Annotated in this window: 21 protein-coding genes, 1 tRNA gene and 1 other RNA gene; 8 read left to right on the forward strand and 15 right to left on the reverse strand. The window is 61.5% G+C overall.

Annotated elements, in window-relative coordinates; translation table 11 throughout:
• Positions 1-219: 219 nt before the first annotated feature.
• From purL to JX292_RS06415, 9 genes are all read right to left on the reverse strand, one after another.
• Positions 220-2,538: a phosphoribosylformylglycinamidine synthase subunit PurL gene (gene purL, locus JX292_RS06375; protein WP_204862698.1), complete on the reverse strand. Its 2,319-nt coding sequence runs from the start codon at positions 2,536-2,538 to the stop codon at positions 220-222.
• Between the two features lie 25 nt (positions 2,539-2,563).
• Positions 2,564-3,376, reverse strand: a complete 813-nt coding sequence (purQ, locus tag JX292_RS06380; protein ID WP_204862700.1) for a phosphoribosylformylglycinamidine synthase subunit PurQ — start codon at positions 3,374-3,376, stop codon at positions 2,564-2,566.
• Between the two features lie 5 nt (positions 3,377-3,381).
• Positions 3,382-3,633 carry a phosphoribosylformylglycinamidine synthase subunit PurS gene (gene purS, locus JX292_RS06385; RefSeq protein WP_005507194.1) on the reverse strand — a complete coding sequence of 84 codons (252 nt, stop codon included), beginning with the start codon at positions 3,631-3,633 and terminating at the stop codon, positions 3,382-3,384.
• A gap of 122 nt (positions 3,634-3,755) precedes the next feature.
• Positions 3,756-4,709 (reverse strand): 3-methyladenine DNA glycosylase, encoded by a 954-nt coding sequence (locus JX292_RS06390; RefSeq protein WP_204862703.1) that lies wholly within the window; start codon positions 4,707-4,709, stop codon positions 3,756-3,758.
• Between the two features lie 43 nt (positions 4,710-4,752).
• Entirely contained in the window at positions 4,753-5,397 is a 645-nt protein-coding gene (locus JX292_RS06395) for a PIN domain-containing protein (protein WP_204862806.1), read from the reverse strand.
• Complete coding sequence (locus tag JX292_RS06400) at positions 5,391-5,861, reverse strand: excisionase family DNA-binding protein (protein ID WP_204862705.1); 471 nt, start codon at positions 5,859-5,861, stop codon at positions 5,391-5,393. Before JX292_RS06400 ends, JX292_RS06395 begins: the two co-directional genes overlap by 7 nt.
• 233 nt (positions 5,862-6,094) lie before the next feature.
• On the reverse strand, positions 6,095-7,390 hold the full coding sequence (locus JX292_RS06405) for an aspartate kinase (RefSeq protein WP_204862707.1): 1,296 nt from the start codon (positions 7,388-7,390) through the stop codon (positions 6,095-6,097).
• 157 nt (positions 7,391-7,547) lie between these two features.
• On the reverse strand, positions 7,548-8,705 hold the full coding sequence (recR, locus tag JX292_RS06410; RefSeq protein WP_204862709.1) for a recombination mediator RecR: 1,158 nt from the start codon (positions 8,703-8,705) through the stop codon (positions 7,548-7,550).
• Between the two features lie 223 nt (positions 8,706-8,928).
• On the reverse strand, positions 8,929-11,664 hold the full coding sequence (locus tag JX292_RS06415; RefSeq protein ID WP_204862711.1) for a DNA polymerase III subunit gamma and tau: 2,736 nt from the start codon (positions 11,662-11,664) through the stop codon (positions 8,929-8,931).
• Positions 11,665-11,900: 236 nt separating this feature from the next.
• Here JX292_RS06415 and ffs point away from each other — a divergent pair.
• From ffs to JX292_RS06430, 3 genes are all read left to right on the forward strand, one after another.
• Positions 11,901-11,997: signal recognition particle sRNA small type (gene ffs / locus JX292_RS06420), an RNA gene on the forward strand.
• Between the two features lie 353 nt (positions 11,998-12,350).
• Positions 12,351-12,439, forward strand: a tRNA-Ser gene (locus JX292_RS06425).
• Positions 12,440-12,556: 117 nt separating this feature from the next.
• Complete coding sequence (locus tag JX292_RS06430; protein ID WP_204862713.1) at positions 12,557-12,886, forward strand: type II toxin-antitoxin system VapB family antitoxin; 330 nt, start codon at positions 12,557-12,559, stop codon at positions 12,884-12,886.
• A gap of 167 nt (positions 12,887-13,053) precedes the next feature.
• On the opposite strand, the gene JX292_RS06435 is transcribed toward JX292_RS06430, so the two are convergent.
• Both JX292_RS06435 and JX292_RS06440 read right to left on the reverse strand, forming a co-directional pair.
• Positions 13,054-13,752 carry a TetR/AcrR family transcriptional regulator gene (locus JX292_RS06435; protein WP_204862715.1) on the reverse strand — a complete coding sequence of 233 codons (699 nt, stop codon included), beginning with the start codon at positions 13,750-13,752 and terminating at the stop codon, positions 13,054-13,056.
• Between the two features lie 163 nt (positions 13,753-13,915).
• Positions 13,916-14,896, reverse strand: coding sequence for a hypothetical protein (locus tag JX292_RS06440; RefSeq protein ID WP_204862717.1), 981 nt, complete (start codon positions 14,894-14,896; stop codon positions 13,916-13,918).
• 281 nt (positions 14,897-15,177) lie between these two features.
• Between JX292_RS06440 and JX292_RS06445 the strand changes: the two genes are divergently transcribed.
• From JX292_RS06445 to JX292_RS06465, 5 genes are all read left to right on the forward strand, one after another.
• Positions 15,178-15,906 carry a queuosine precursor transporter gene (locus JX292_RS06445; RefSeq protein WP_204862724.1) on the forward strand — a complete coding sequence of 243 codons (729 nt, stop codon included), beginning with the start codon at positions 15,178-15,180 and terminating at the stop codon, positions 15,904-15,906.
• 110 nt (positions 15,907-16,016) lie between these two features.
• On the forward strand, positions 16,017-17,471 hold the full coding sequence (locus tag JX292_RS06450) for an amino acid permease (RefSeq protein WP_204862726.1): 1,455 nt from the start codon (positions 16,017-16,019) through the stop codon (positions 17,469-17,471).
• Between the two features lie 254 nt (positions 17,472-17,725).
• On the forward strand, positions 17,726-19,231 hold the full coding sequence (locus tag JX292_RS06455; protein WP_204862728.1) for an amino acid permease: 1,506 nt from the start codon (positions 17,726-17,728) through the stop codon (positions 19,229-19,231).
• Between the two features lie 321 nt (positions 19,232-19,552).
• Positions 19,553-20,083: an acyl-CoA thioesterase gene (locus tag JX292_RS06460; RefSeq protein ID WP_204862729.1), complete on the forward strand. Its 531-nt coding sequence runs from the start codon at positions 19,553-19,555 to the stop codon at positions 20,081-20,083.
• 221 nt (positions 20,084-20,304) lie between these two features.
• Positions 20,305-20,988: a hypothetical protein gene (locus JX292_RS06465; protein WP_239653676.1), complete on the forward strand. Its 684-nt coding sequence runs from the start codon at positions 20,305-20,307 to the stop codon at positions 20,986-20,988.
• Positions 20,989-21,114: 126 nt separating this feature from the next.
• Here the strand turns inward: JX292_RS06465 and JX292_RS06470 are convergent, their stop codons facing one another.
• The 4 genes from JX292_RS06470 to JX292_RS06485 all read right to left on the reverse strand — a co-directional run bounded on the left by JX292_RS06470 (position 21,115) and on the right by JX292_RS06485 (position 25,370).
• Complete coding sequence (locus JX292_RS06470; protein ID WP_204862730.1) at positions 21,115-21,624, reverse strand: SRPBCC family protein; 510 nt, start codon at positions 21,622-21,624, stop codon at positions 21,115-21,117.
• Positions 21,625-21,676: 52 nt separating this feature from the next.
• A complete protein-coding gene (gene tgt / locus JX292_RS06475) occupies positions 21,677-22,987 on the reverse strand; it encodes a tRNA guanosine(34) transglycosylase Tgt (RefSeq protein ID WP_204862736.1) in 1,311 nt (436 codons plus the stop codon).
• Between the two features lie 104 nt (positions 22,988-23,091).
• Positions 23,092-24,030, reverse strand: coding sequence for a Dyp-type peroxidase (locus tag JX292_RS06480; RefSeq protein ID WP_204862738.1), 939 nt, complete (start codon positions 24,028-24,030; stop codon positions 23,092-23,094).
• 65 nt (positions 24,031-24,095) lie between these two features.
• On the reverse strand, positions 24,096-25,370 hold the full coding sequence (locus JX292_RS06485; RefSeq protein WP_204862740.1) for a glycoside hydrolase family 76 protein: 1,275 nt from the start codon (positions 25,368-25,370) through the stop codon (positions 24,096-24,098).
• Positions 25,371-25,422: the final 52 nt, after the last annotated feature.

Here is a 25,422-nt window from a genome sequence, read left to right on the forward strand (position 1 = left end):
TGTATCCGTGCAGAAGGGGATAAAGATAATCTTTGCCCCGTAATGAGCTGATAGTTACAGTCATTCCAGAACAGAGATTTAATACATGCGAATATTGGCATATTTTGAGGTGGAAAGCATAAGTGCCCCTATGCTCAACCTACCAACCCCTAAGCGCACTAAAAGGGGCAGATGCCTTCGCAAGCATCTGCCCCTCTCAAGCGATAACCGTCTTAGGTGTTAGCCCTTAGCAACCTCACCGAAGTGAGCAGCCATGGTGCCTTCGTGAGCTGCACGCAGCTCGTCCAGGTTGATGGACACCTCGTCCTGGAAGTCCAGAGCGTTCGACGCAGCATCCACCACACCGATACGGGCGAAGGGGAACTGGCGAGCGGTGCACATATCCTTGAAGCGCACCTCTTCCGAACGCGGAACCGAAACCACAACGCGGCCCAGCGACTCCGAGAACAGCAGGGTGAACAGGTCCAGACCGTCGCGCTCAGCAACCTCGCCCAGGCCAATGCGGGCACCGGTGTTGAAGCGCAAGCAAGCCTCCACCAGAGCGGCAGCCAGACCACCGGCAGACACGTCGTGAGCGGCATCAATCATGCCGTCACGAGACATGTTCACCAGCATGTCACCCAGCTGACGCTCCAGAGCCAAATCAACCTTCGGAGGCAGACCGCCCAGATGACCCTTGAAACGAGCCCACTCGGAACCATCCAGCTCATCGCGGGTGGTGCCCAGCAGGTAGATAGCCTGGCCATCATGCTCAGGAGCCCAACCCGACGGGGTGCGGCGAGTGACATCATCCATCACGCCCATCATCGCGACCACGGGAGTCGGGTTGATGGCCTTACCACCGGTCTGGTTGTACAGGGACACGTTACCGCCGGTCACCGGAACACCCAGCTCCATGCAACCATCAGCCAGGCCACGAACAGCCTCGGCGAACTGCCACATGACGTCCGGGTCCTCGGGGGAACCGAAGTTCAGGCAGTCAGACACGGCCACGGGGCGCGCACCAACGGTAGCCACGTTGCGGTATGCCTCAGCCAGGGAGGCACGTGCACCCTCGTACGGATCCAGGTAGGTGAAACGTGCGGATGCGTCGGTGGCCAGAGCAACACCGAGGTTGGTGTTCTCGTCCACACGCACCACGCCGCCGTCATCCGGCATGGACAGGGCGGTGTTGCCCTGCACGTAGCGGTCGTACTGGTTGGTAATCCAGGACTTGGAGCACATGTTCGGGGATGCCATGAAGGCCTTGATTGCCTCGCCAAGCTCCTCACCGCGCGGGCGGAAATCGTCGGCAACTGAACCGGTGAAGTGGTTAGCCTGCACGTCATCCTGCCACTCGGGACGAGCGTAGGGGCGCTCGTAGGTCGGGCCGTCGTGTGCGACGGTGCGGGGATCAACATCCACGATGACCTCGCCGTCCCATTCGATGACCAGGCGGCCGGAGTCGGTCACCTCACCGAGGAAAGAGTACTCCACGCCCCACTTGTTCATGATGGCCTCGAAGCGCTCCACGTTCTCGGGGGAGACAACCGCCATCATGCGTTCCTGAGACTCAGACATCAGAATCTCACCCGGAGTCAGGGTGGGGTCACGCAGCAGAACCTTGGTCAGGTCGACGTGCATGCCGCCCTCACCGTTAGAAGCCAGCTCGCTGGTTGCGCAGGAAATACCCGCTGCGCCCAGGTCCTGAATACCCTCAACCACGGAGCCCTTGAACAGCTCCAGGCAGCACTCAATCAGAACCTTCTCAGCGAAGGGGTCGCCCACCTGAACAGCAGGACGCTTCGAGGGCTTGGTGTCATCGAAAGACTCCGAAGCCAGCACCGACGCACCGCCGATGCCGTCGCCACCGGTGCGCGCACCGAAGAGGACAACCTTGTTGCCCACGCCCGATGCGTTTGCCAGGCGGATGTCCTCGTGACGCATGATGCCCACAGCCAGCGCGTTGACCAGCGGGTTTGCCTGGTAGCAGGAATCGAACTCGACCTCGCCACCGATGTTCGGCAGGCCCAGGGAGTTACCGTAGCCACCGATACCGGCAACCACGCCGCCAACCACGCGAGCGGTGTCGGGGTGATCAATCGCGCCGAAACGCAACGGATCCATCACCGCAATCGGGCGGGCACCCATCGAAATAATGTCACGCACAATACCGCCCACGCCGGTAGCGGCACCCTGGTAGGGCTCCACATACGAGGGGTGGTTGTGGGACTCAATCTTGAAGGTAACAGCCCAGCCGTCACCAATGTCGGTCACGCCGGCGTTCTCACCGATACCGACCATCAGGTCCTTCTTCATCTCTTCGGTGACCTTCGCACCGAACTGCTTCAGATGAACCTTAGAAGACTTGTAGGAGCAGTGCTCGGACCACATGACCGAGTACATTGCCAGCTCAGCCGCGGTGGGGCGGCGACCCAGAATCTCCTTAATCTCCTCGAACTCGTTCTCCTTTAGGCCCAGCTCGGCCCAGGGGAGTTCGGTGTCCGGGGTAGCTGCCGCATGCTCGACGGTGTCGAGGTTAAACTGCTTTTCGCTCATAACTTCTTAGAATCCTTGTCGTGCGTTAGCGGGCGTTAATCAGGTTAGAAAGAACCGAGGTGAACACGCCAATACCATCGGCGCCACCGCGCAGGGACACCGAACCGAAACCGGAGGACGAAGGACCGAAGCCCGGCTCCGTAGCGTGCTCCGGGTGCGGCATCAGGCCGACCACGTTACCGCGCTCGTTGGTGATACCGGCAATATCGTTACGGGAACCGTTCGGGTTGAACCCAACGTAGCGGAACACCACGCGGCCCTCAGCCTCCAGCGCCTCCAGGGTCTTCGCATCAGCAACGTACTGGCCGTCCTGGTTCTTCAGAGGAACAACAATCTCCTGGCCGGCAGCATAGTTGCTGGTCCAGGAGGTGGTGTTGTTCTCAATACGCAGAGTCTGGTCGCGGCAAATGAACTTGCGGTGATCGTTCTTAATCATCGAACCGGGTAGCAGGTGAGACTCAGTCAGAATCTGGAAACCATTGCAGATACCCAGCACGGGCAGAGGGGCAGAACCGGAGGTGCCCGAAGCGTTAGCGGCATCAATCACCGAATGCATTACGGGAGCCTTCGCAGCAATAGCGCCGGCACGCAGGTAGTCACCGTAGGAGAAACCGCCGGGAATCACCACGGCGTCAACGTTCTTCAGGTCGGAGTCGTCGTGCCACAGCTCGACCACGGTACCGCCAGCCAGGCGGATAGCGCGGGCGGCGTCACGGTCGTCCAGGGTGCCGGGGAAAGTCACCACGCCAACGCGTGCATCAGCGAAAGCGGGGTTCGGGGCGGAAGTGGAGAAGTCACCAACCAGGGGGACTTCAGTCGGTGCGAGAGATTCTGCCATGTGTATTAGTCCTCCAGAACCGAAACGTTCACGACGTCTTCAATCACGGGGTTGGACAGCAACTCCTCAGCAGCCTTACGAGCAGCTGCGAGGTGCTCCTCAGTAGCCTCACCCTCGACGGTCAGCTCGAAGCGCTTGCCCTGGCGGACGTCCACGAAGGAATCAACACCGATACGGGGCAGCTCGTGAGAAATAGCCTTACCCTGCGGGTCAAGAATTTCGGGCTTGAGCATAACATCAACAACAATACGGGCCATGTGTGGGCACTCCTTGGGTGCGTGGGTTCTATATGAGCCGTATCTCATCTTACCGTACTAACGACCGTAACGGGGGTATACGCCCGGTTGGTGGATACCCTAAGAGGCTCGAATCACGTCTTTTACGCCTCGAGGGGCGGAAGATAGCGTGCGCACACCTCCAGCAGACGCTCGCGCAGACCAATCGAACGCTCCGACAGCTCACGCTGAATACGCACATACTCCGCCTTGCCCTCGGCCGTCTCCACGGGAATCGGCTCGTAGCCCCACGCACGAATCTCGTAGGGGGCCGCGCGCATATCCAGCTCACGCGCTTCCCAGGCCAGATCGAAGCAATCCATGACCAGCGCAGAATCAACCAGCGGCAGCAGCTTATACGCCCACTTGTACACGTCCATGTTCGCGTGCAGGCACGCCGGCTGCTCCAGGATGCGCTGCGTCTCACGGGTCGGCTGCAGCTCATTCATCGGTGCAGCCTGCGGCATGAAGAAACGGAATGCATCAAAATGCGAGCAGCGGATGCGGTGCTCCTCCACCACGCGGTCCGTGCCCTCCGCACCCAGGCGCAACTCCAGGTAGTCGTGGCGGATGTTGTTCTCCACGGACTTGTACGCCATCGCCCACTCGTGCATGCCGAAGCAGCCGAATTGACCCTTCTTCGCGGCCGTATTGCGCAGGATCTCGTGGGTGAAGGCGAGGGCGGTTGCGCGGCGCTCCACAAAATCGGTGACGTCTACGGTGACGGCGGAGGCCGCATCCGCCTGGGCGCGCGCAACCTCGGGAGTGCAACCAGCCTCAAGGAGCTCCTGCTCGGTTGCGTGCCGGTAGAAACGCCAGGAGGTGCGCTCGGGCGCATCCAGCAGAATGACGCCGGCGCCGGGGTGCCAGCGCTTGAACTGGCCGGGCTTGAGCGTGTAGTAGGTGAAGAGGAAATCCTCCACAGGGTGCACTTCGTGGCGGGCGCGACGCTGCGCAAACGGGTCGGCGTAGCGGCCGGCACGCACCTCGTGGGCGGCCGCGGCGGCACGCCATTTATGGGCATCCATCACTCGAAGCGTCGTCTGAAGAGTAGTCATTCTTCTAGCCTAAACGATGCTGTGACAAGGTAGGGAGTGGATTCTACTCACCGGAAGATGGCGCGTAAAACTCACGTTCAAAATCGGCAAACTGTGGGCTATTGATCACTACAGTCCTAAGATAACGGGCAAATTGACCCGTTCCTGCTCGTTCAAGTGACCGCGGAATATCAATCTCCGTGAATCCCTTAGAGCGAGCATAAGATTCCTGGAAAAGGTAGACCTCCGCAAATAAGGAGGGATGAGCGTATTCGGTGAGCTGCATCAGAAAATCATCCGCGCTGAGCGTCTCATAATTTTGAATATTCTGAGCTTCTTCCGTGGAAGCATAATCGAGCAGCTTACGGTCATCAGTGACTAATGCGTGCATGCCGCCGTGTTGGGCGGCGGCATGCACGTGAAGATCGTCCGTATCGGGGAAGGAAACAGGAGCTTCAACAGGAAACCCGGAGATGCATGAGACGCAGGACCTGATGATTTGTTGCTTCCAGTTTTCAAGGACGGCGTCGCTTATTGCTGGATTGGCTCGACGAACGTGGTAGCCAAATTCATCCATAACTCCACTGGAGACGTGAGGCGTAAAGAACTTGTATTCACTCTTCACCGCCAACAATAAAATCCAATCCCGAAGAGTTTTAGACATCAGAATATTTGTATCCAGCAGAACAGAGTATTTGGACGCTACAATGCGGGCCCTCCGAGGGTGTCAGCAAGACCGTGTTCATCCTCGAGTTCCCAGAGCTTTTTGAGAGCTTGCTCCTTCTGAGCAATGGTCTTCTTGAGAAGTCCCTTACGGAAAGCATCAGCATCATCGGTACGGATACGGAAGTGGCTACCCACCTTATGCGCCGGGAGGTCACCAGAGCGAATAGCCTTCATGAGTGTCGGGCGTGAAATACCGATACGCTGCGCTGCAACCGTCGTCGTCAAATCGTGAGGGACAACCTGAACATCGATACTTTGCCCGTTAGCCAGGGCATGCAGGACGTGCTGCATGACCTGGTTGAGGGCATCGCCAAGCTGCTGGCTTTCTCGATCCGAAACGGTCACCTCAAGGGTGGTTTTTTCAGAGTTTTTGAGGATCTCCCGTGCCTCTGCGCGAGCCTGATTGAGGGTATCTTCCTTCAGAGGGCTGGTTAGGGTGGCGGTCATTATCTTCTCCTTGGTGCTGTTGCCGGCAGAGCCAACGTCCGAAGATGCCACGTCGATGGGGGTATATCATTCGGTGAGAGGCTCATTCACGGTTGATACAACCCTACCCTTATCTGAAATAACTGTAAAGTGTTTTAGTTATTTCACCTGTAAACAGAAAAGGGGAGGGGCGGCGCCGGACCAAACCAGCGCCGCCCCTTACTGAAGCGTGCAGCTCACAAACGAGCTAAACCCTAGCGGCCAGTACCACCGTAAACAGTAGCCTCACCCTCGGCATCCAGACCGAACGCAGTGTGTACCGCGCGAACAGCCTCATCCAGCTTGTTCAAATCAGTAATCACCGAAATACGAATCTCAGACGTCGAAATCATGTCAATATTCACGCCAGCGTTCGACAGGGCCTCAAAGAAAGTGAACGAAACACCCGGGTTGGTCTTCATACCCGCACCAACCAGTGAGAGCTTACCGACCGACTCGTTGTAAATAACCTCCTGGAAACCCAGCTCAGCCTTCGCATCCTGCAACGCCTTCAAAGCAGCATCGCCCTGAGCCTGGTCCAAAGTGAAGGAAATATCAGTCACGCCGGGGCGGTCAGTCGGCACATTCTGAACAATCATGTCCAGATTCACCTTCGCCTCGTTCAGCAAGCCAAATACCTTCGCTGCCGAACCGGGAACATCCGGAACACCAACAACAGTAATCTTTGCCTGGCTACGGTCATGTGCAACACCAGAAATCAAGGGCTGTTCCAAGGGAATCTCCTTCAAATGGATGGGGGTCAGTTCCGCGGAGTCCTCCGGAACCACAATAGTGCCTTCAAGGTTCGAGAAGGACGAACGCACGTGAAGCTTCAAATTAAAACGGCGAGCATACTCGACACTGCGCAGGTGCAGAATCTTCGCACCATTAGCCGCCATCTCCAGCATCTCCTCACTGGTGACAGTGTCCAGTTTATGCGCGGTCGGTACGATGCGCGGGTCGGCAGTGAACACGCCGTCCACATCCGAGTAAATCTCGCACACATCAGCGTTCAGAGCGGCAGCCAGTGCAACAGCGGTCGTATCAGAACCGCCGCGGCCCAGAGTAGTAATATCGCCGCTCTGACGGTGAACACCCTGGAAACCGGCCACAATCGCAATATTGCCAGCCTCAATCGACTCACGGATACGCTCCGGCTTGACCTCAACCAGACGTGCAGAACCGTGCACGCCATCGGTAATCATGCCAGCCTGAGAACCAGTGAAAGACTGGGCCTTAGCGCCCAGGTCGTTAATAGCCATCGACAGGATGGCAGTCGAAATGCGTTCACCGGCAGTCAGCAGCATGTCCAGCTCACGGGAAGGAGTGACATTGCTGGTGACCTCTGCGGCAAGGTCGAGCAGCTCATCGGTGGTGTCACCCATAGCGGACACCACGACGACCACATCGTTACCTGCCTTCTGAGTGTCCACGACGCGGCGGGCAACGCGCTTGACGCCCTCCGCATCCGCTACGGAGGAACCGCCGAACTTTTGGACGATCAGGCTCATAGATATCTCCAGGTCAGTTACTTTGTGTGCTACCGGCAGACGCCGGCTCCTCATTTATAGTAGACGGCGTTCAGGCCGGGCGGCTAACTTGCCAGCCGTATGTATTGACTCGTGGAATATTACCGAATGTTACGTGGGGCGCGGCGGGACCGGAAAGCTAAGTCCACGGGTTCACATAGGTCACGCCCGGCAGCGGCGGAACATCCGGCTTCGGGGTGCGCAACGGGGCGTTCTGAATCGAGCGGATGCGCTCCTCGTAGTCGGCGCTACGGAACACCTCGTGCGCCTCCTCGGACTCTTCGGGGCTCTCGGAGGCAGCGGAGCCCTCGGAAGCGGCAGAATCCCTGAGAGCTTCGGGGCTTTCGGATGTCTCAGGGGTTTCGGCCGTTTCGGCGTTCTTCGCGGTGGGTTCCTTGGCGACTGGTTCGGTCTCGGGTGCCTCAGCCTCGCCGTTTTCGGCGGCCGGGGCCTCCCCACCCTCCTGCAAGACCCGCTCGATGAGCTGCTCATCCACCGTGGCCTGCACGCCGGCGGTCGCGGGGGCCTCACCTGCGGGGGCGGCCGGGGCATCCAGGTCGTCGAACATGCTGGAGCTCCAGCGGCGGCGGCTCTGCTTCGCCTCCTCGGCGCGCACTACTGCGGCCTGCTCGCGCTCCCGCTCCTCCTCGCGGTTAGCCCGCTTAAAGTCCTCGGCGGCGGTGTGAACCGCGGCGGTGCCCTCGCTAATCACGCGGCGGCCCTCCAGTGCGCGACCCAGGGTAATTTCGTCGGCATACTCCAGGTCGCCGCCCACCGGTAGACCCGACGCCAGGCGTGACAGGCGCACACCCAGCGGCACGAGCATGCGCGAAAGGTAGGTTGCGGTCGCCTCACCCTCAAGGTTCGGGTCCATGGCCAGAATAATCTCCTGGATGCGCTCGTCGGCCAGGCGCGAGACCAGCTCGCGGATGCGCAACTGCTCCGGGCCCACGCCTGCCAGTGGGTTAATGGCCCCGCCAAGCACGTGGTAGCGGCCGGTGAAGGAACGGGTGCGTTCAATCGCCACGACGTCCTTGGACTCCTCGACCACGCACAGCACCGACGGGTCGCGGCGCTCGTCACGGCAAATCGAGCACAGCTTCGTCTCGGAGACGTTGCCGCACTCCTCGCAGAAGCTCACGCTGGTCTTCACCGTGGAAATCGCGTTGGCCAGGCGCGCCATATCGGCGGCGTCAGCGTTCAGAATGTGAAAAGCGATGCGCTGAGCCGACTTGGGGCCCACGCCGGGGAGGCGTCCGAGCTCGTCAATGAGGTTTTGTACTGCACCCTCGTACATGCTTCTCCAATCTGCCGTGGTCCGCGGTGAGTGTCCAGGATACTCCGCGTTGGGGCCGGTTCGGAACCAGCGTGGCCCAACCCCCTGATAGCTTAACGGGGATTCGGGCAGAAAAATGCCCGCCGACGCCGAAAATTCCTGTCATTCTCGGCGCCGGCGGGTACGTTGGGCGCATAGGGCGGCTCATCGGCACGGCGGGACGGAGCCACATGCCTCGAGGGATTTAACCCTGGTGGAGGGGGCGCTCGTCAATGACGGTGCCGCCGATAATCTTCTCGATGGCTCGCAGGCCGATGAAGGTGCTGTTTTCGACCTTCTCGTCGTCCTCGGAGATGTAGTCCTCATCGGATGCGGCGCGTGCCGGGCGAGCCGGTGCCGCTGGTGCGCTAGGAGTCGGCGCTGCAGTTGCGTTAGAAGCCTGCGCTGCGGGCTTTTCCTCAGCCACCGGAGCATTAGCAGCCGGAGCGGTCTGCGGTACCTCTGCCAACGGACCAGCCGGCGCGAGGGGGCCAGCAGGCTCAACCGGAGCAGCAAGCGGACCAGCCGGAGCTACAGGCTCAGCAGGCGTTGCAGGCGCAGCGGGTACCTCAACTGGTTCAGCGTAGGCAGGCTCATCCTCAAAAGGGGGCTCCTGTCCATACGGAGGTTCCTCTGCGTGAGGAGGCTCCTGCGCGAACTGGGGCTCCGGGGCATACTGGGGATCTGGGGCGCTCTCCTGCTGCGGAACCCCGCTGCCGGAGGCCGCGAAGGAATCGCGCTCGCCAAAGCCGCCCGCCGGAACCTGCGGAGCAACCGGGGGCTCAGGGGCAAGCGGACCAGCCGGTGCCTGCGGTGCAGGCTGCTGAGGTGCATCCTCGGGGGCGCTCTGCGGGATTGGGGCAACCTCCCACGCACCCAGGGGGGCATCCACGCTGGTGGACGCCGGAGCCGCGGCATCGTTCACCGGCTGACCGTGGCGACGCCACGCATCCTCACCGCCGCGGGGGCCTTCCGCCAGGGGTGCGGCGGGCTGCTGGGGAGCCGGTGCGACGGGCTGAGCCGCCTGCTGGGGTGTCGGGGCGCCCGGCTTGAGGGGCTCGCCGGGCTTGACGACCTCGGCGTGAATCGTCACGGGGCCGCGCAGGAACTCGCCTACGCGAGCGGTCAGCTCGGGGACGTAGCCCTTGACCGCGCGCAGGGTTGCAATATCGGCACGCACGTAGAGCACTGTGCCCTCCAAGCGGGCGGGGTAAACCTGCGCCAGCTGCTCCGCGGAACCTGGAACGCTCATTCGGTTAAGGATGGCACGCCAATTGCCCTGAACCGCCGCCAGCGGATCATTTGGATTAAGCTTCAAAGGGGCGGGAGGGGTCGCAGCAACCGGGGCGGATGCAGCAGGAGCCGAGGCGTTCGGTGCCGCCGCCGGGGCGGTGTCCGCCAGGGGAGCACCAGCCTGAGCAGGAGAGGCCAGGGGCGCGGGAGTCTGAGTGGCCGGAGCTTGAGATGCGGTCTCCTGAGCTACAGGTGCCTGCGCCGCCGGTGCCAGGGGCGCAGAGCTAAGCGGCGCACCAGCCAGCGGGGGCGCACCCGCGCCAGCCTGCTGGGTACCGCCCTGCTGCGAACCTGCCTGCGGGGTAGCCGCCTCCTGAACAGGCGCGCTAGAAGCAAGAACCTGGGTATTAGGTGCCTGGGTCTTAGGAGCCATGCCCGCCGCCGCCATGCCCGCCGCACGCGCAGCCGACATGCTTGCCGGGGCCTGAGAACCGACCTGCACGCTCGCCGGGGCAGAACCAGCAGCACCAGAAGCCACACGACGCTCCAACACCTGAAGGCGCGAAGCCAGCGCCGCAATCTCCGCGCCGTTCGCCGAGCCCTCAGCCGCCGGCAGAAGCAGGCGGGCGCACAACAGCTCCAGCTGAAGCTGCGGGTTCGACGCGCCCGTCATGCCGTTCAGTGCATCGTTCACGGTTCCCGCCGCCAGGGTCAGCTCGCGCTCGCTCAGCGCCTGAGCCTGAACGGCCAGGCGGTCCAGCTGATCCTGCGGAACACCCTGCAGAATCTGCGCGGCCGATTGTGGGACAGCCTTCACCACAATCAAATCGCGCAGACGCTCCAGCAGATCCTCCACAAAACGGCGAGGATCCTGACCGGTCGCCACCACGCGAGACACCGCGCCAAACAGCGTGGACGCCTCCTTGGCGCCCAGCGCCTCCACAACCTCATCCAGAAGCTGCGCATGGGTATAACCCAGCAGGGCTACCGCGAGGTTGTACTCAATGCCCTTCTCGGAGGACGCGCCAGCCATCAGCTGATCAAGAATCGAGAGCGAATCACGCACCGACCCGCCGCCGGCACGAATCACCAGCTGCAACACGCCCGGCTCCACCGCCACCTGCTCCTGATCGCACAGGCTCTGCAGGTACGGCAAAAGAACCTCCGGCGGCACCAGACGGAACGGGTAGTGGTGGGTACGCGAACGAATCGTGCCCAGCACCTTATTCGGCTCGGTCGTCGCGAAGATGAACTTCACGTGCTCCGGCGGCTCCTCCACAATCTTCAGCAGGGCGTTAAAGCCCTCGCGGGTGACCATGTGGGCCTCGTCAATAATGAAAATCTTGTAGCGGTCACGCACCGGCGCCAGGGTCGCGCGCTCGCGCAGGTCACGGGCGTGATCCACGCCGCCGTGGCTCGCCGCATCCATCTCAATCACGTCGAGGGAGCCGCCGCCGTCACGCGAAAGCTCACGGCACGAATCGCATACGCCACACGGGGTGGGGGTCGGGCCCTGCGCGCAGTTCAGGCATCGCGCCAGAATACGGGCCGAGGTGGTCTTACCGCAGCCGCGCGGTCCGGAGAAAAGGTAGGCGTGGTTGACGCGGTTCTTCTCCAGAGCCGTCATGAGGGGCACAGTAACCTGCTCCTGCCCGATGACCTCGGCGAAGGTCTCGGGACGGTAACGACGATAAAGGGCAGTGCTCACGGCAACCTCTTAAGCTCGGGGATGCGGATAGGACAATCGCTACCATTTTAGACGCTTTACCCCGCGCCCGAGCGGCCCGCCGTCACCGTTTGGCGAACCTCTCCGGAGGCGTGGGCGTAGTGTTTGCCCAGGTCCTGCTCAAGGGCGCGCGACGGTGTGCCGCGAGCATGCGCCGGTCCGCAACCCCCGCACGCTCACCCCAAGTTCCCAATGCGTCAAAAATCCGGTACACTGGTTCTTGCCTCTTACGTGGCGTTATCTTGGAAAACTCCCCCAGGACCGGAAGGTAGCAAGGGTATTCGAGCTATGACGGGTGCGTAGGAGGTCTTTTTTACCCAAAAACAGGTACCTGGGTAGCTTGCACCCGTCATGCCCGTCTCACTGTCGTTCGACGGCTTCAACCCAGGATTCCGCCTCGTTAGGGCTCGGCGGCTTCGGCGCATGATTTATTGCCTCGCGCGCTCGGAATCCTGCGCCTCAGTTCGCTCGCTCAGAATCCGGATCCTCAGCGGTTGCGTAGGAGGTTTTTCTATACCTCAAAATAGGTCTTTCTCCTGCGAGCGTGCACCCGCCAAACCCAACTATAGTGTGCTTTCTATTACTTTTTCCCCGCTAGGCTTGCGTGGCATCATCAATCTGTAGTAAAGTTTTATTCGTTACCTACGCAATGCGCAGGGAACGTAGCTGGAGGATTCGCCTAGCGGCCTATGGCGCACGCCTGGAACGCGTGTTGGGTTAACAGCCCTCGGGGGTTCAAATCCCCCATCCTCCGCCACCGATCCCCGGTCTTAGATTCTAAGGCCGGGGATTTTTTGCGCCCTTGCTACTATTTCCTCAGAATCCTAACAGGTCCGCGCCGCCGGGCGTTCACATACCTGCAGAAAGCACCACCATGATCTTCAAAAAAGTAGGCGACAGCCGCCCCTACCCCCAGCACGGCATGACCCACGCCGACTGGGGCAGTATCGCGCCGCAGCAGGTGCGCCTCGACACCCTCATCACCACTCAGAAGACCCTCAACCTTGAAACGCTCCTGGCCGAGGACTCCACCTTCTACGGTGACCTCTTCCCGCACGTGGTCAAGTGGGGCGGCGAACTCTACCTGGAGGACGGCGTGCACCGCGCGCTCCGCAACGCCCTGCACCGCCGCGCCGTCATGTACGCGCGGGTGCTCGACCTGGACTCCATCTCCCCGGCCCTGCTACCCGAGGCTCGCAACTAGGCGACACCGGGCGGCTTTCCGCGCCCAGTCCGCGCGATTGCGCACAAAATCGTAAAAATGCAGGTGCCGAGCCGCTCTTAGAACGGCTCGGCACCTGCATTTTAAAGTTTTAACGTATATCTGCCCGGCGGAGCGCCGCCGAACACGCCACCACGGTGGCAGGAAGCCTACGCGGCACCCATCCGGTCGGATTCGTTCTGTACGGGGGCCAGCTGAGGCACGAGCTCCTCAGAATCCAGACGCACCGGGTTGCCCTCGGCGTTGAAGCGGGCACCCAGGCCCATCTGAATGAAGCGAATCGTGTTAAGAATCTGGCGCTCTCGGGCCTGTTCGTCCGGTGCATCCTCGGTGCGTCCCGCGCTCGAAGACAGCGAGCCGTGCACCAGCATTGCCAGTTCGCGGATATCGTTCTGCGGAATGTACTTCTCGGCGATGGCTGCCGAAAGAATGTTTGCCAGAACCATCTGCAGCTCCTGCACGTGCTTGCCGAGCTTCGCATACGACTCGGGGGAAAGCATGGAGCGCATGGCCGGGCCCGGGGGCAGGTGGCGGCGCGCCAGGTCGTTAATCTGCAGGCGAATGTACACGGCCAGCTGGTCGATGGGGTTCTCAATACCCTCCAGGCCTTCGCGTAGCTCCTTGAGGAAGCGTTCGGTCTCGTCCAGGGCGTAGGCAACCAGCAGCTCACCCATGTCGGCGAAGTAGTTGTACACGGCGGTGCGGCCGATGCCCGCGTTCTTAGCGACGTCGGTCATGGTCAGGCCGGACAGGCCTCGGGTGTAGAGAATCTCGCCGAAAGAGTTGAGGATGGCGCGCTTGGTGTTCTCGCGCTGGGCGGCGTTGGTGGCTGCAGAAATACGTGGCATAGTGACACCTTACCGCAGAATGTCATCAAATGACGAATATGTCGAATGTGTCACCAAGAAATTTGCGTAATCCATGCGAATTTTACGCAGGGGATGCAGCAAAACCCCTCGAACAGCCCGGATACCCCGCACTACGCGGGCCAAGGGCAGGTAGAGATCTCGCTCAGAGATACCCCAAACGCTTCGCCGCGGAGAGGTCCGCGGCCACCAGCGCGGGAATAGGATAGCCCGTGTGCCCGCGCCCCGGAATGACCTGCAGAGCCGTGCGCGCGCCGAGCGCCTCATAGAAAGCGATACCCTCCTGCGCCGCAACCTGCGCGGACCAGACGGACCCGCCGCGCGGAGCCTTCCACCGGGCGAGCCTCCGCGCACGCAACCGCATGCCGGAGGGCGAACGCCCATCCCGTAGCCCCACATGCCAGCTCATCAGGAAGCCGCGATGCGAGGTGGGGTTCTCCAGGGCACGCTGCCGCACCTTGGCTGGGATGCCGTCAGCCCCGCCTCCAGCAATGAGGGACGCACCCGCACCGGTTACCTCCCCGAGTTCGCGGGTGAGCAACTCGTAGCTGAGGAACTCGGCGCCGCCGGAATAACCGGCAAACCAGACGCGGCTCATGTCCAGACCGTAGGCCAGCGAAAGCTCCTTGATGAGGGCCCGAACCGTCCGACCGTGCGAACGCGCGCGCACCCACCAATTAATGGTGAGTAAAGAAGAGAAAAGGCCGGTTCCGTCACTGAGGCTTCCGGGGGCCAGAATAGGCACGCTGAGCATATTGAAATCTTCAGCTACGCGCGCTAACTCGGCCCGCAGGGGAGAATGACGGCGGAGCAGACGGCTTCCGGCGCGTGAGATGTGGTCACCGTCGAAATAGAGGAGCAGCCCGGGGGCCCGGTCGGCGGAGGAATCGCTGAGCAGGTTGAGATTATCCACGCGGTAATAGATGGTGCGCCCGCGGTAAGAGAAAGGACGATAACCCACAACCTCCGAGGAGGCGAGTACGAGCGGCTCGAATACCGTGGCAACCGCCCGAACCAGCCGCGCCGCGCGGGGGAGCAGCGGATGCAACCGTGGAATGTGTGCGCTAAGCCGCCGCTGGTTGCGGTGAATCAACGGACGACGCAGACGGTGGCTCAGCCTCTTCATGGTTCCATTGTAGGCAGAGCCGCGGTGTCGGATGCCAGTTCTCACCGCCCGCCGAAACGCCTCGAGACAGCACGATGCCGATGCGGCCGGGCGTCCGAACTCTAGAGCTGGCGGCTCCCAACCTGCCCGCCGCACGGTATGTGGGTACTATTAGAGAGGCTTGGGTGGCAGACGAGCCCAACGAATGCGGTCCACGTGCCGCATTTGAAGTTTATGGTGGTCCGCCCACCACACAACCACCACTAGAAACACAATGCATGAGAAAGAACCTGGGGAGAGTTATGGCTAAACCCGTTAGCGAGTCGAAGGCTCAGACGAGCACCGTGAAGGTGCCGTGGGCCGGTCGTCGCGGCTATTTTGATCTGTTGTTGGCTACATCCTGCGTCATCCTGATTATTTCGAATATTGGCGCGACTAAGGGCGTGGCGTTTGGCCCGCTACCCTTCGAGCTGCCCGTCATTGGTAACACTATCGTGACTGACGGTGGTTTCTTCCTCTTCCCTCTGGCCTACGTGATTGGTGACCTGCTCTCCGAGGTGTACGGCTTTAAGCGTGCTCGCCGCGCTATCGTGGCTTCCTTTGTGGCTGCCGCCTTTGCTGCCGTGTGCTTCCTGGTCATCATGTATCTGCCGGCCGCGGAGTTCTATGAGAACCAGAAGGCATTTGAGTCTGTTCTGGGCCCTGTGTGGCAGATTTACGCCGGTTCTTTGCTTGGTTATCTGTGCGGCCAGACCCTGAACGCCTGGATTATGGTGTCCATGAAGAAGGCCACCAAAGGCCGCTTCCTGTGGCTGCGCATGATTCTTTCCACCCTGGCTGGTGAGTTGGTTGACACCGTCATCTTCTGTTCGATTGCGGCTCCGGTGCTTGGCATCGATACCATTGAGGCTTTCCTGAACTACGTGCTGGTCGGCTACGTCTACAAGTGCCTGGTTGAGGTAATCCTCATGCCTATTAGCTACCCGGTGATTGGTTGGTTTAAGCGTCACGAGCTGGAGCACGTGGCCTAGCCCAACACTGGACGCCGATGCGCGGGGCCGCTCGATTGTTTATTCGGGCGGCCTTCCCCTATTCACACTTCATTTTCAATACACAGCATTCCAAACGAAAGCGACATGTTATGTCTACACTGCGGGAGAATACCTCTGAGCAGTCGGGCGATTCTCTGAGTCGTTCCCTATCCCACGGTCAGCTGACCATGATTGCGATGGGCCTGGCGCTGGGTACGGGCCTGTTCCTGGGCTCGTCCTCGGCGATTAAGATTGCGGGCCCGGGCGCGATTATTTCCTATGCAATCGGTTCGATGATTGCGGCGATTATTGCCGCCTGCGCGGGTGAGATGTCCGTGCGTCACCCGATTCAGGGCGGTTTCGGAACGATTGCGAGCCGCTACCTGAACCCGTTTAGCGGCTACATCACCCGTTGGGCTTATTGGGCGTGCACCGTGCCTCTGGCTGGTGCCGAGCTGGTGGCCGTGGGCCATTACGTGGCGTTCTGGTTCCCGCAGGTTCCTCTGTGGGTTTCGGTGACGTTCTTCGGCGTGCTGATCCTGGTGCTGAACCTGGTGAGCGTGAAGTCCTTCGGCGCGTTGGAGTTCTTGCTCTCCTCGATTAAGGTGTCCGCGGTCATTGTGTTCATGGTGATTGGTCTGCTGCTGGTGTTTGTGGGTCTGCCGAATCACGGCGCCGCGGGCGTGCAGAACCTCGTTAGTGAGGGCGGTTTCCTGCCGAACGGCCCCATGTCGATTTGGATTTCGATGGCCGTGGTCATGTTCTCCTTCGGCGGTGTCGAGATGATTTCACTTTCCGCTGCGGAGGCGAAAGACCCCGCCCGCTCGGTGGCCTCCAGCGTGAAGGCGATGATTTGGCGTCTGTCCACCTTCTACGTGGTGTCCATGGCGATTATTCTGTGCTTGGTGCCGTGGCAGACGGCGGCGCAGAACTCTGACCTGACCGAGTCCCCTTTCGTGCTGGTCTTCTCCGAGATGGGTATTCCCTTCGCCGCCGACATCATGAACTTCGTGGTGCTGGTGGCGGCGCTTTCGGGCGCAAACGCCTCGCTGTATGCGGCAACCCGCCTGATGCACGCTCTGGGTGCCGATAAGATGGCCCCCTCGGTTGCGGCCCGCACGACCTCCCGGGGCGTGCCGATGACGGCCCTGCTGATTTCCTTCACCGGTGTTGTCGTGGCAACCGTGATGGCTGTGGCCAAGATTGGTAACATCTTTGCCCTGCTGATGGCTCTGGTGACCCTATGCATACTGATTGTGTGGATCATGATTCTGCTGACCTACCAGGCCTACAAGAAGGACCAGGGGAATGCCTCCTCCTTCACGGTGCTGGGTGGCCGCCTGACGGCGGGTTTGGCTCTGGTGGGCGTGCTGGGCACCCTGGTGGCCCTGTTCATGCTGGACGGCTCGGGTGTTCAGGAGTCCATCATGGTGGGCGTGGTCTTCTTCGTGCTGATTTCTGCCGGTTACGTGGTCGCTTCGCGTCGCCTGGGTGGATTCAAGCGTCCCGACCTGGATGCTATGCACGAGGCTGAGGAGCTGCAGGCTCGATCCGCCGAGTCTTAGCCTCAGTTTGAAGTTATAGGGTGGGGCGTCGCAGGTAAGAGCCGCGGCGCCCCGTCGCATCCGGTAGCTCCCACTTCTGCCGCAGGATGCACCAATTGGCACCCGTACAATGGAATTATTCGCGCCCGCGACCCGCGGTTTTGACCCGTGGTTTTGACCCGTGGTTTTGACCCGTGGTTTTGACTTCGCGGTTTCTGTAGCGCGAGCACACAGCACACATCACGCCTTCGGGCGTATTGAAGGAAGGCACAGCCGTGTCCCACAATGACAGCACCCGCGGCCCCGTCGCCGCGGGAACCACCGAGTCTCGAACCCTGAAGCGTTCCCTGTCCCACGGACAGATGACCATGATTGTGATGGGTTCGGCTCTCGGCACCGGCCTTTTTCTAGGGTCGGGCACCGCGATTGCCATGGCCGGCCCCGCGGTTATTCTGACCTACGCTATCGGTTCGGCGCTCGCTTCGGTGATTGGTGCGGCGACCGGTGAGATGGCGATTCGCTACCCGGTGCGCGGCGGCTTCGGCACGATTGCAACCCGTTACCTGGGGCCCTTCGCGGGATTCTTGACGCGCATCGCATACTGGACGGCGACGGTTCTGATTGCCGGTGTGGAGCTCGTGTCGGTGGCGACCTACCTGAGTTATTGGTGGCCGCAGCTGCCTCTGTGGGTGGGTATCGCGGTGTTTGGTGCGGCGCTGATTGTGCTGAACCTGACGAGCGTGAAGTCCTTCGGCATGCTGGAGTTTTTCCTCTCGTCGATTAAGGTGATTTCGATTGTGGCCTTCCTGCTGGTGGGCCTGTGCCTGATTTTCTTTGGTCTGCCCGGCCACGCCGCGGTGGGTACCGCAAACCTCTTCAATGACGGCGGTTTCATGCCAAACGGCCCGGAGTCGGTGTGGCTGTCGCTGGCCGTGGTGATGTTCTCCTTCGGCGGTATCGAGATGATTTCCATTTCGGCTGCGGAGGCGAAGGACCCCTCCCGCTCGGTGCGTTCTTCCGCGAAGGCGATGATGATCCGCCTGGCGACCTTCTACGTGCTGGCCGTGTTGATTGTGGTGGCCGTGATTCCGTGGCGTTCGGCCTCGAGCCTGGGCGATGCGGTTGAGGCCTCTCCTTTCGTGCTGGTTTTTGAGCAGCTGGGCGTGCACGGTGTGGCTCACTTCGTGAACTTTGTGGTGCTGATTGCGGCCCTGTCGAGTGCGAACGCGAACCTGTATGCCGGTGCGCGTCTGTTGCATTCCCTGGCGGTTGACGGTATGGCTCCTCGACCGCTGGCGGGGGTGAACCGTGCGGGTGTGCCTGCGCGTGCCGTGTGGCTGTCAACCAGTGGCATGGTGATTGCTATTCTGCTGGCGCTGTACAGCCCCAAGGAGGCGTTCCTCTCCATGATTTTTGTGATTATGGTGTGCGCGCTGACCGTGTGGGTTCTGATTCTTTTCGCCTACATTGTGTACAAGCGCGTTGAGCCCGCCGCGCACGGGTTCCGCCTGTGGGGTGGACGCTTCACCGCCGGCGTGGGTATCGTGTTGCTTTTCGCGGTGTGGGTGGCGCTCTTTAGGGTGCGCGGCTCCGCGATTCCCTCCGTGGTGGGCGTGGGTTACTTTGTGGTGCTGAGCGTGCTGTACTTCGCTCGTATCCGTCATAGCCACACGATTGACGATCAGACGTTTGCGGAGGCACAACGGGCGACAGAGGGCTACGATGCGGCGCAGCACGATGCCGACCACGCCCTCGAGACCGCGGCAAAGCTGGGGCGCTAACCCTTCCGTGACGCTCTTGTGGCGCGAACGTCAATAAACGAAAAATACGGAAGATTAAGGCTTCGGCCGTAATATAACCGTAAAAATAACGCAGGCCCTCGAAAGAGGTCTATGATAAGTAGCGAACCGTATGATCTTGTATGCGTTCAAATGTCTGTGTGTTGGATGAGGCCTGAAAGCATCGTAGCTTTCGGGCCTCATCATTTTAATTCGGCCCAATATTTGTGATGGGTACACTCCGGAAGAGCATAAATTTTAGTGCAAATATGTGTTTGTGTGTGAATTTTCCGGGGTATTTCTGAAAGGAGTAGAGTTAAAGTCATGCAAAGCCACGAAAACCCCCAGAAAACCACCTCCGCGACTATCGCCTCCAACACGACGACCGAGGCCGCAACCGACGAGCTGACCGTGCACGTCCCCGCCCGCTGGGGCGACATGGACGCCTACGGACACGTCAACAACGTTGCAATGCTCTCAATCATGGAGGAGGCCCGTGTGGCCCTCTTCGGCCCGCCGCCGTCTTCCGGCGAGAAGCCGACCGTGGCACCCAACCCGCCCATCCCGCTCTTCGACCTGGTGCCCGAGGGCGTTCAGGCCCTCATTGCTGAGCACGGCATCCGCTACCTCGCGCAGCTGCCTTATACCGGTGAGCCCGTGCCCGTGCGTGCGCGCGTGGAAAAGGTGAGCGCCGCGTCCGTGCGTATCGGCTATTCGATTCTCTCCCCGGTGGACAGCCGCGAGTGCGTGCGCGCCTTCACCGTGCTGGCCTTCTGGGACTCCATCGCTGGACGCCTGACTCGACTCAGCCCCGAGCAACGAGAGCTGCTAAGCTCCTTCCTGCCGAAGAAGTAAGGAACAGCCCGGCGCATTCCGACTGATGGCGGAAGAGAGGACTAGCCGTACTCACAACCGCAGGGGTTGCCTGTGGATAAGCTCAGGAGGGGCTCCTCGCGAATGGCGGGGATCCCCTCCCACCGCTCGTACATAGCTTGTTGAAGTGAGGCATAGCCCCCGCATAGGCGGCGTTTTAGAATGGTTAAGGAACCCGGAACCAAAGACGCAGAAAGGTCACCATGCAACCGGCACAGATTCTTCACCCGCACCGCCGGATGAAACGCTACACTCCCGCGGCCCTTGGCGCGACGCTGTTGCTCGCCCTCGCGGGCTGCTCCGGCGGAGGCGGAACCTCGGCCTCGCCGAGCGCCACCGCGACCCCCAGCCACAGCGCAACGAGCGCGAAGGCAACCCCCACCCCCAGCCCCACCCGCACCGTGACCGTCACGGAAGCCACCCCGACCCCCGGAACGGTGCAGGCTGCTACCGCGGAGGCAACCGTCACCCCCGGCACTATCACGACCGCAAGTGCTACGGCTACCGCGAGCGCGCAGACCGGCGGGCAGGCTCAGGCTTCGACAGCTCGGGCCTCCTCAGCTCCCTCGAGCACCGCCTCGCTTTCATCCTCCAATGTGAAGTCCGCGGGAGGTACCTGCGGTACCCTGGAGGCCACCGGATACCTGAAGCACGACGCCACGATTCAGGTGGCTTCGGGCGCGGTGGATTGCCTCTTCGCCAAGGAGCTAATCCGCCAGTTCGTGGTGCAGAATCCCGCCGAGGTAACCAACAAAGCCAATGGTGAGCGCGATGTCATGTCGGCGCGCTGCTACTGGAAGCCTGGCGACGGCGTGGACCGCGCGACCCCCGAGTGCGTATCTATGGATGGCGGTAGCACCGTTATCACCGCGAAGTTGGCCAATTAGCTAATCTCTCAAGGCCCCTGCGGTCCGAGAAGTAGCCCTATACCGCGAGCGCTGCGCTGACGATTCAATCGTCAGCGTAGCGCTTTGCTGTATCGATGCTGCTTCAAGAAGTCCGTGCGGTGGAGCTTAGCTCTCGCCGCGGGCGCGGGCGGCCAGTACGTCATCCAGGCGGGTGAAGGTTGAACGCCAGGTGGTGCGCACCTCCTCGTGGACCGAGGCGGGCATGGGGCCGATTTCCACGACGATACGGGTTCCGGACCCCACGCCATCGGCGGTAATCACCGTCTCGGGGAAGAAACGGTGACGCTGGTAGACCAGCACGCTGCCGGGGTTGCCCAGGTGGTCGGGCAGCTGTTCGGCGTACTCAATCTCCTTGAAGGGCTCGATGGCCAGGAAACGACTCTGCAGGATGCAAGACACGGAGGGGTCCACCTCGTTGATCATGGACAGGCGCTGCATGCCGCCCACCATGGGTTCAAGCACCACATCGGTAGGGCGGACGTGCCAGCCGGCCGGGCCGTACCAGCGGGCCAGCAGTTCGGGGTCCATGTAGGCGCCGAAGACGTCTTCGACGGGTGCGGCAATCTCGTGGTCGAAAACGAGGAGCTCCTCGTCGGGGACGTGGGTGATGCTCATGGGGTTCTCCTAATGGGGTCGTGGGCTGTGCGGTCGGCGGGTTTCGACGGGTTTAGGGTTTCTTGCCGGAGTAGTAGTTGCTGAGGAACTTGTCGCGGTACTCGAAGTAGGTGCCGTCCTTGATGGCCTCGCGGGCGTCGTCCACCATGCGCACGATGAAGCGCTCGTTGTGGATGGAGGCAAGGGTCGCCGCCAGGCGCTCGTCGGCCTTGAAGAGATGACGCAGGTAGGCGCGGGTGTAGTGGGTGCAGGTGTAGCAGTCGCAGCCCTCGTAGATGGGGGAGAAGTCCGCTTTGAAGCGCGCATTGGTGACGTTGAAACGGCCGGTGGGGGAGTAGACGGCCGCGTTGCGTGCCACGCGGGTGGGGGAGACGCAGTCGAAGGTGTCCACACCGTTTTCGATGCCGACGAAGATGTCATCGGGTTCGGAGATGCCGAGCAGGTGGCGGGGCTTGGACTCGGGCAGCTCCTCGGCGCACCAGCGCACGATGGTGCCGAGGTTTTCCTTCTCAAGCGCACCACCGATGCCGAAGCCGTCGAAGGGCATGGCGCCGAGATCCTGGCACGCCTTGCGGCGCAGGTCCTCGTACTGGGCGCCTTGAATCACGCCGAAGAGTGCCTGGTAGGGCTTACCCATACGCTCTGCGGTGAGGCGCTGGTGCTCAGCAATGCAACGCAGCGCCCACAGGCGGGTGCGTTCGAGCGCCTCCTCCTGGTAGCCGCGGGAGTTGTACAGGGTGGTCAGCTCGTCGAAGGCGAACATGACGTCGGCACCGATTTGGTGTTGCACCTGCATGGACACCTCGGGGGTGAAGCGGTGAATCGAACCGTCAATATGGGATTTGAAGTTCACACCGTCGTCGTCAATGTGGGCGAGGCGTTCCTTACCCTTCGCTACGTCGTCGTCGCCGAGGGGGCGGCCGTCGGCACCCTTAGCGTCCGCGACGGTACCCATGTCGATAACCTTCTTAAAGCCGGAACCCAGGCTCATGACCTGGAAGCCGCCGGAGTCGGTGAAGGTGGGGCCGTCCCAGTTCATGAAGGCACCCAGGCCGCCTGCTGCATCCAGGATTTCGGGGCCGGGCTGCAGGTACAGGTGGTAGGCGTTGGAGAGCAGAGCCTGAGCGCCGAGCTCCTTCATGGATTCGGGCAGGACCGCCTTGACGGTTGCCTTGGTGCCCACGGGGGTGAAGGCGGGGGTCTGAATCTGACCGTGCGGGGTGTTGATGACGCCGGTGCGTCCTCGGAACTGCCCGCCGTTGGCTTCTACACGTTCAGCGCTGGGGGAGGCGGTGTCCGCCAGGCGGCTGGTGATGGTGAAGCCGAAGTCTTCGGTGGGGAAAGAGTTATCTAGAACGCTCATTCTTCTCTCGATCTGAGTGCGCTGTCCGTCTGAGTTCATACTTAGGGTACCGGAAAACCCCGCCTCCAACGCGGGAGGCGGGGTTGCGGGGGCGTGGAGCCGGATTAGCCGGCGAAGTCGCCGAGCATATCCATGGTCGGCACGAAGAAGAGGGTGCCGGTCACCGGGGTGCTGAAGTCCAGCAGGCGGTCGTAGTTGGCGCCGTCCACTCCGGTGAACATGTTCATGAGCATCTTCTGAACGGTCGAGAAGGTGCTGGCGTAGCAGATGAAGTAGGTGCCCAGCTCGTTGTTACCCACGGTACCGAAGGGCATGTTGTCGCGAATAACCTTGAAGTCGTCACCGATATTGGCGATGGCGGAGTGTGAGTTGGCGGGCTTCTCGTCTTCGTCCATCTCGATATCGTCCTGCTTGGAGCGGCCGATGACCTTCTCCTGCTCAGAGACGGGCAGGTTATTCCACGCGGTCATGTCGTGAATGTACTTCTGCACGAACTGGTAGCTGCCGCCCTTGTACGCGGGGTCATCGTTACCGATGAGGCCGAAGTACTCGCGGGCCGCGGGGGTCTGGGGGTTCTCGGTGCCATCCACGAAGCCGATGATGGCGCGGCCATCCCAGTAGCGGAAGCCGTGCACCTCTTCGAGTACCTCGGCTACATCGCGCAGCGCCGCGGTAATAGCGGAGGCCATATCGTAGGCGACAGACGGCTGGGTCGCGCGGATATGGAAGTGCAAATCGCCGGGGGTGGAGACCGCGGTGTGCTTGGAACCCTTAATCTCCTGGAACTCTACGAGCTCCTGCGGCAGGGGCTTAGGCAGGTCCAGGGTCAGCCATGCGCTGTGGCTGATGCCCAGAACAACGTTAGCGTTCTCGGGCGAGTAACGGTTGGCGGCGGTGTGGTTGAGGTTGACGACGAGTGCGCAGACATTCTGGAAAGCCTCGACGACAGTGTCGTGGGAAGCCTCTTCCTTGAACTTCCACACCATGAAGATGGTGTTGGAGTTCGGGCTGGCGGTTACCTGTTGTGATTCTGGTGCTAACATACCCTCACCCTACAGCGTGAGGGGTGGGCCTGCAATGAACCCACCCCTAACATGCCGCCCGGCTTCTAGTAGCCGTGATGCGAGGCAATATCACGAGTGTGCGCCAGGCGTGCTGCGGCTTCAAGAATGGTCCAGGCCTGTAGCTGCGTGGAAAGCTCCACGGGTGCGCCGGGCTTGAGTGCCTCGCTCGTGGCCTGCGTGAAGCGCGGGGAGAACTGCACGAGTGCCTTACCGCGAATCTCGTTGGGGTCGATACCCAACTCGTTCATCGGCAGATTTGGGTCGAATTCGCGGCGGCCCTCCCACAGGGCGCGGGCGGTCGAGTAGATGAGGCTGGAGGCCAGGGCGCGGGCCTCGTCGCTCAGCAGGGGCGAGGAAGCCGCCATGCCCAGGTAGCGTACCAGGATGCCGGTGAAGAGGCCGCCGTCACCGTCGCCGTGTGAGATGAGGATGCGGCGGCGCGCCCCGGAGACGAATTCGACTTCCTCGGTCATGTGCTTCACGATGCCCACGATCAGGCGTTCGGCCTGCTCGATGGGATTCACCTCGCAGGGTACGCCGGATGCGGCCAGGGTCAGCAGAGCACCCAGTGCGGTGCCCTGGTTGTAGGTGTACTCGCCACGTTCGTACTCGTGCTCTTCGCCTTCCTCACCGCGAACGTTCACACCATCAATATAGAGCGAACGTTCCGCATCCCAGAGGGTTGCGTTCATCCAGTCCATGAGGGCGGCGGCGGTATGCGGGTCACCCGCACGGGCATATGCGATAGCTGCCGGTGCGGTGGCTGCAGCATTCACGAAGTCGCGCTTGGACTTGCGCCAGCTCATGCCTCCGCCGGGCGCGAAGCCCTTGGCGAGTTGCTCGAAGAGGGCAGCCCCGGCGTCCTGCGCTGCCACGTCGTTCGCGCCGGTCAGCTCAATCGAGAAGGAGTTCATGCGGCCCACCGCCAGGGTCAGCCAGGCCATGTCGTCAAAGTAGTCGTTGGCGTAGCGGCCGAGGTTGCGCACGTTGATGCCGCGCAACAGCGAGCGGGCGCGGTGTAGCTGTTCCTGAGCCTCGGTGATGCGGCCCTCGCGCAGGTGGCGCTGGCCGGCATCGATGATGCACTCGAGCAGGTGGGCCTGCCACCAGTAATGCCACGTGTTGAGGCGCTGGCTCAGCGGGCGCGGGTCGGGCACCTGAACGGATCCGATGAGTGCTCCGGGTACGCCAAGGATGCGGTGCACAAAAGTGTCGGTGACACTGGCGGCTGCGGCCTCGGCGTGGGAGGAGGTGCGTTCCGCGTACTCACTCACGGATGCCGGGGAGTGCGCGGTGTGGGAAGACGGCTGGGAATTCACGGTGCCCTCTATATGTGTGCGGTGAAGTCTTACTTTTGCATTATCGCATTTT

Source organism: Rothia mucilaginosa, assembly GCF_901875305.1.
Classification (GTDB): domain Bacteria; phylum Actinomycetota; class Actinomycetes; order Actinomycetales; family Micrococcaceae; genus Rothia.

Bases quoted from the DNA above. Each gene is read 5' to 3' on its own strand.
- purL (WP_204862698.1), bottom strand. From the start codon at position 2,538: ATGAGCGAAAAGCAGTTTAACCTCGACACCGTCGAGCATGCGGCAGCT.
- purQ (WP_204862700.1), bottom strand. From the start codon at position 3,376: ATGGCAGAATCTCTCGCACCGACTGAAGTCCCCCTGGTTGGTGACTTC.
- purS (WP_005507194.1), bottom strand. From the start codon at position 3,633: ATGGCCCGTATTGTTGTTGATGTTATGCTCAAGCCCGAAATTCTTGAC.
- JX292_RS06390 (WP_204862703.1), bottom strand. From the start codon at position 4,709: ATGACTACTCTTCAGACGACGCTTCGAGTGATGGATGCCCATAAATGG.
- JX292_RS06400 (WP_204862705.1), bottom strand. From the start codon at position 5,861: ATGACCGCCACCCTAACCAGCCCTCTGAAGGAAGATACCCTCAATCAG.
- JX292_RS06405 (WP_204862707.1), bottom strand. From the start codon at position 7,390: ATGAGCCTGATCGTCCAAAAGTTCGGCGGTTCCTCCGTAGCGGATGCG.
- recR (WP_204862709.1), bottom strand. From the start codon at position 8,705: ATGTACGAGGGTGCAGTACAAAACCTCATTGACGAGCTCGGACGCCTC.
- JX292_RS06430 (WP_204862713.1), top strand. From the start codon at position 12,557: ATGATCTTCAAAAAAGTAGGCGACAGCCGCCCCTACCCCCAGCACGGC.
- JX292_RS06435 (WP_204862715.1), bottom strand. From the start codon at position 13,752: ATGCCACGTATTTCTGCAGCCACCAACGCCGCCCAGCGCGAGAACACC.
- JX292_RS06440 (WP_204862717.1), bottom strand. From the start codon at position 14,896: ATGAAGAGGCTGAGCCACCGTCTGCGTCGTCCGTTGATTCACCGCAAC.
- JX292_RS06445 (WP_204862724.1), top strand. From the start codon at position 15,178: ATGGCTAAACCCGTTAGCGAGTCGAAGGCTCAGACGAGCACCGTGAAG.
- JX292_RS06450 (WP_204862726.1), top strand. From the start codon at position 16,017: ATGTCTACACTGCGGGAGAATACCTCTGAGCAGTCGGGCGATTCTCTG.
- JX292_RS06460 (WP_204862729.1), top strand. From the start codon at position 19,553: ATGCAAAGCCACGAAAACCCCCAGAAAACCACCTCCGCGACTATCGCC.
- JX292_RS06465 (WP_239653676.1), top strand. From the start codon at position 20,305: ATGCAACCGGCACAGATTCTTCACCCGCACCGCCGGATGAAACGCTAC.
- JX292_RS06470 (WP_204862730.1), bottom strand. From the start codon at position 21,624: ATGAGCATCACCCACGTCCCCGACGAGGAGCTCCTCGTTTTCGACCAC.
- tgt (WP_204862736.1), bottom strand. From the start codon at position 22,987: ATGAGCGTTCTAGATAACTCTTTCCCCACCGAAGACTTCGGCTTCACC.
- JX292_RS06480 (WP_204862738.1), bottom strand. From the start codon at position 24,030: ATGTTAGCACCAGAATCACAACAGGTAACCGCCAGCCCGAACTCCAAC.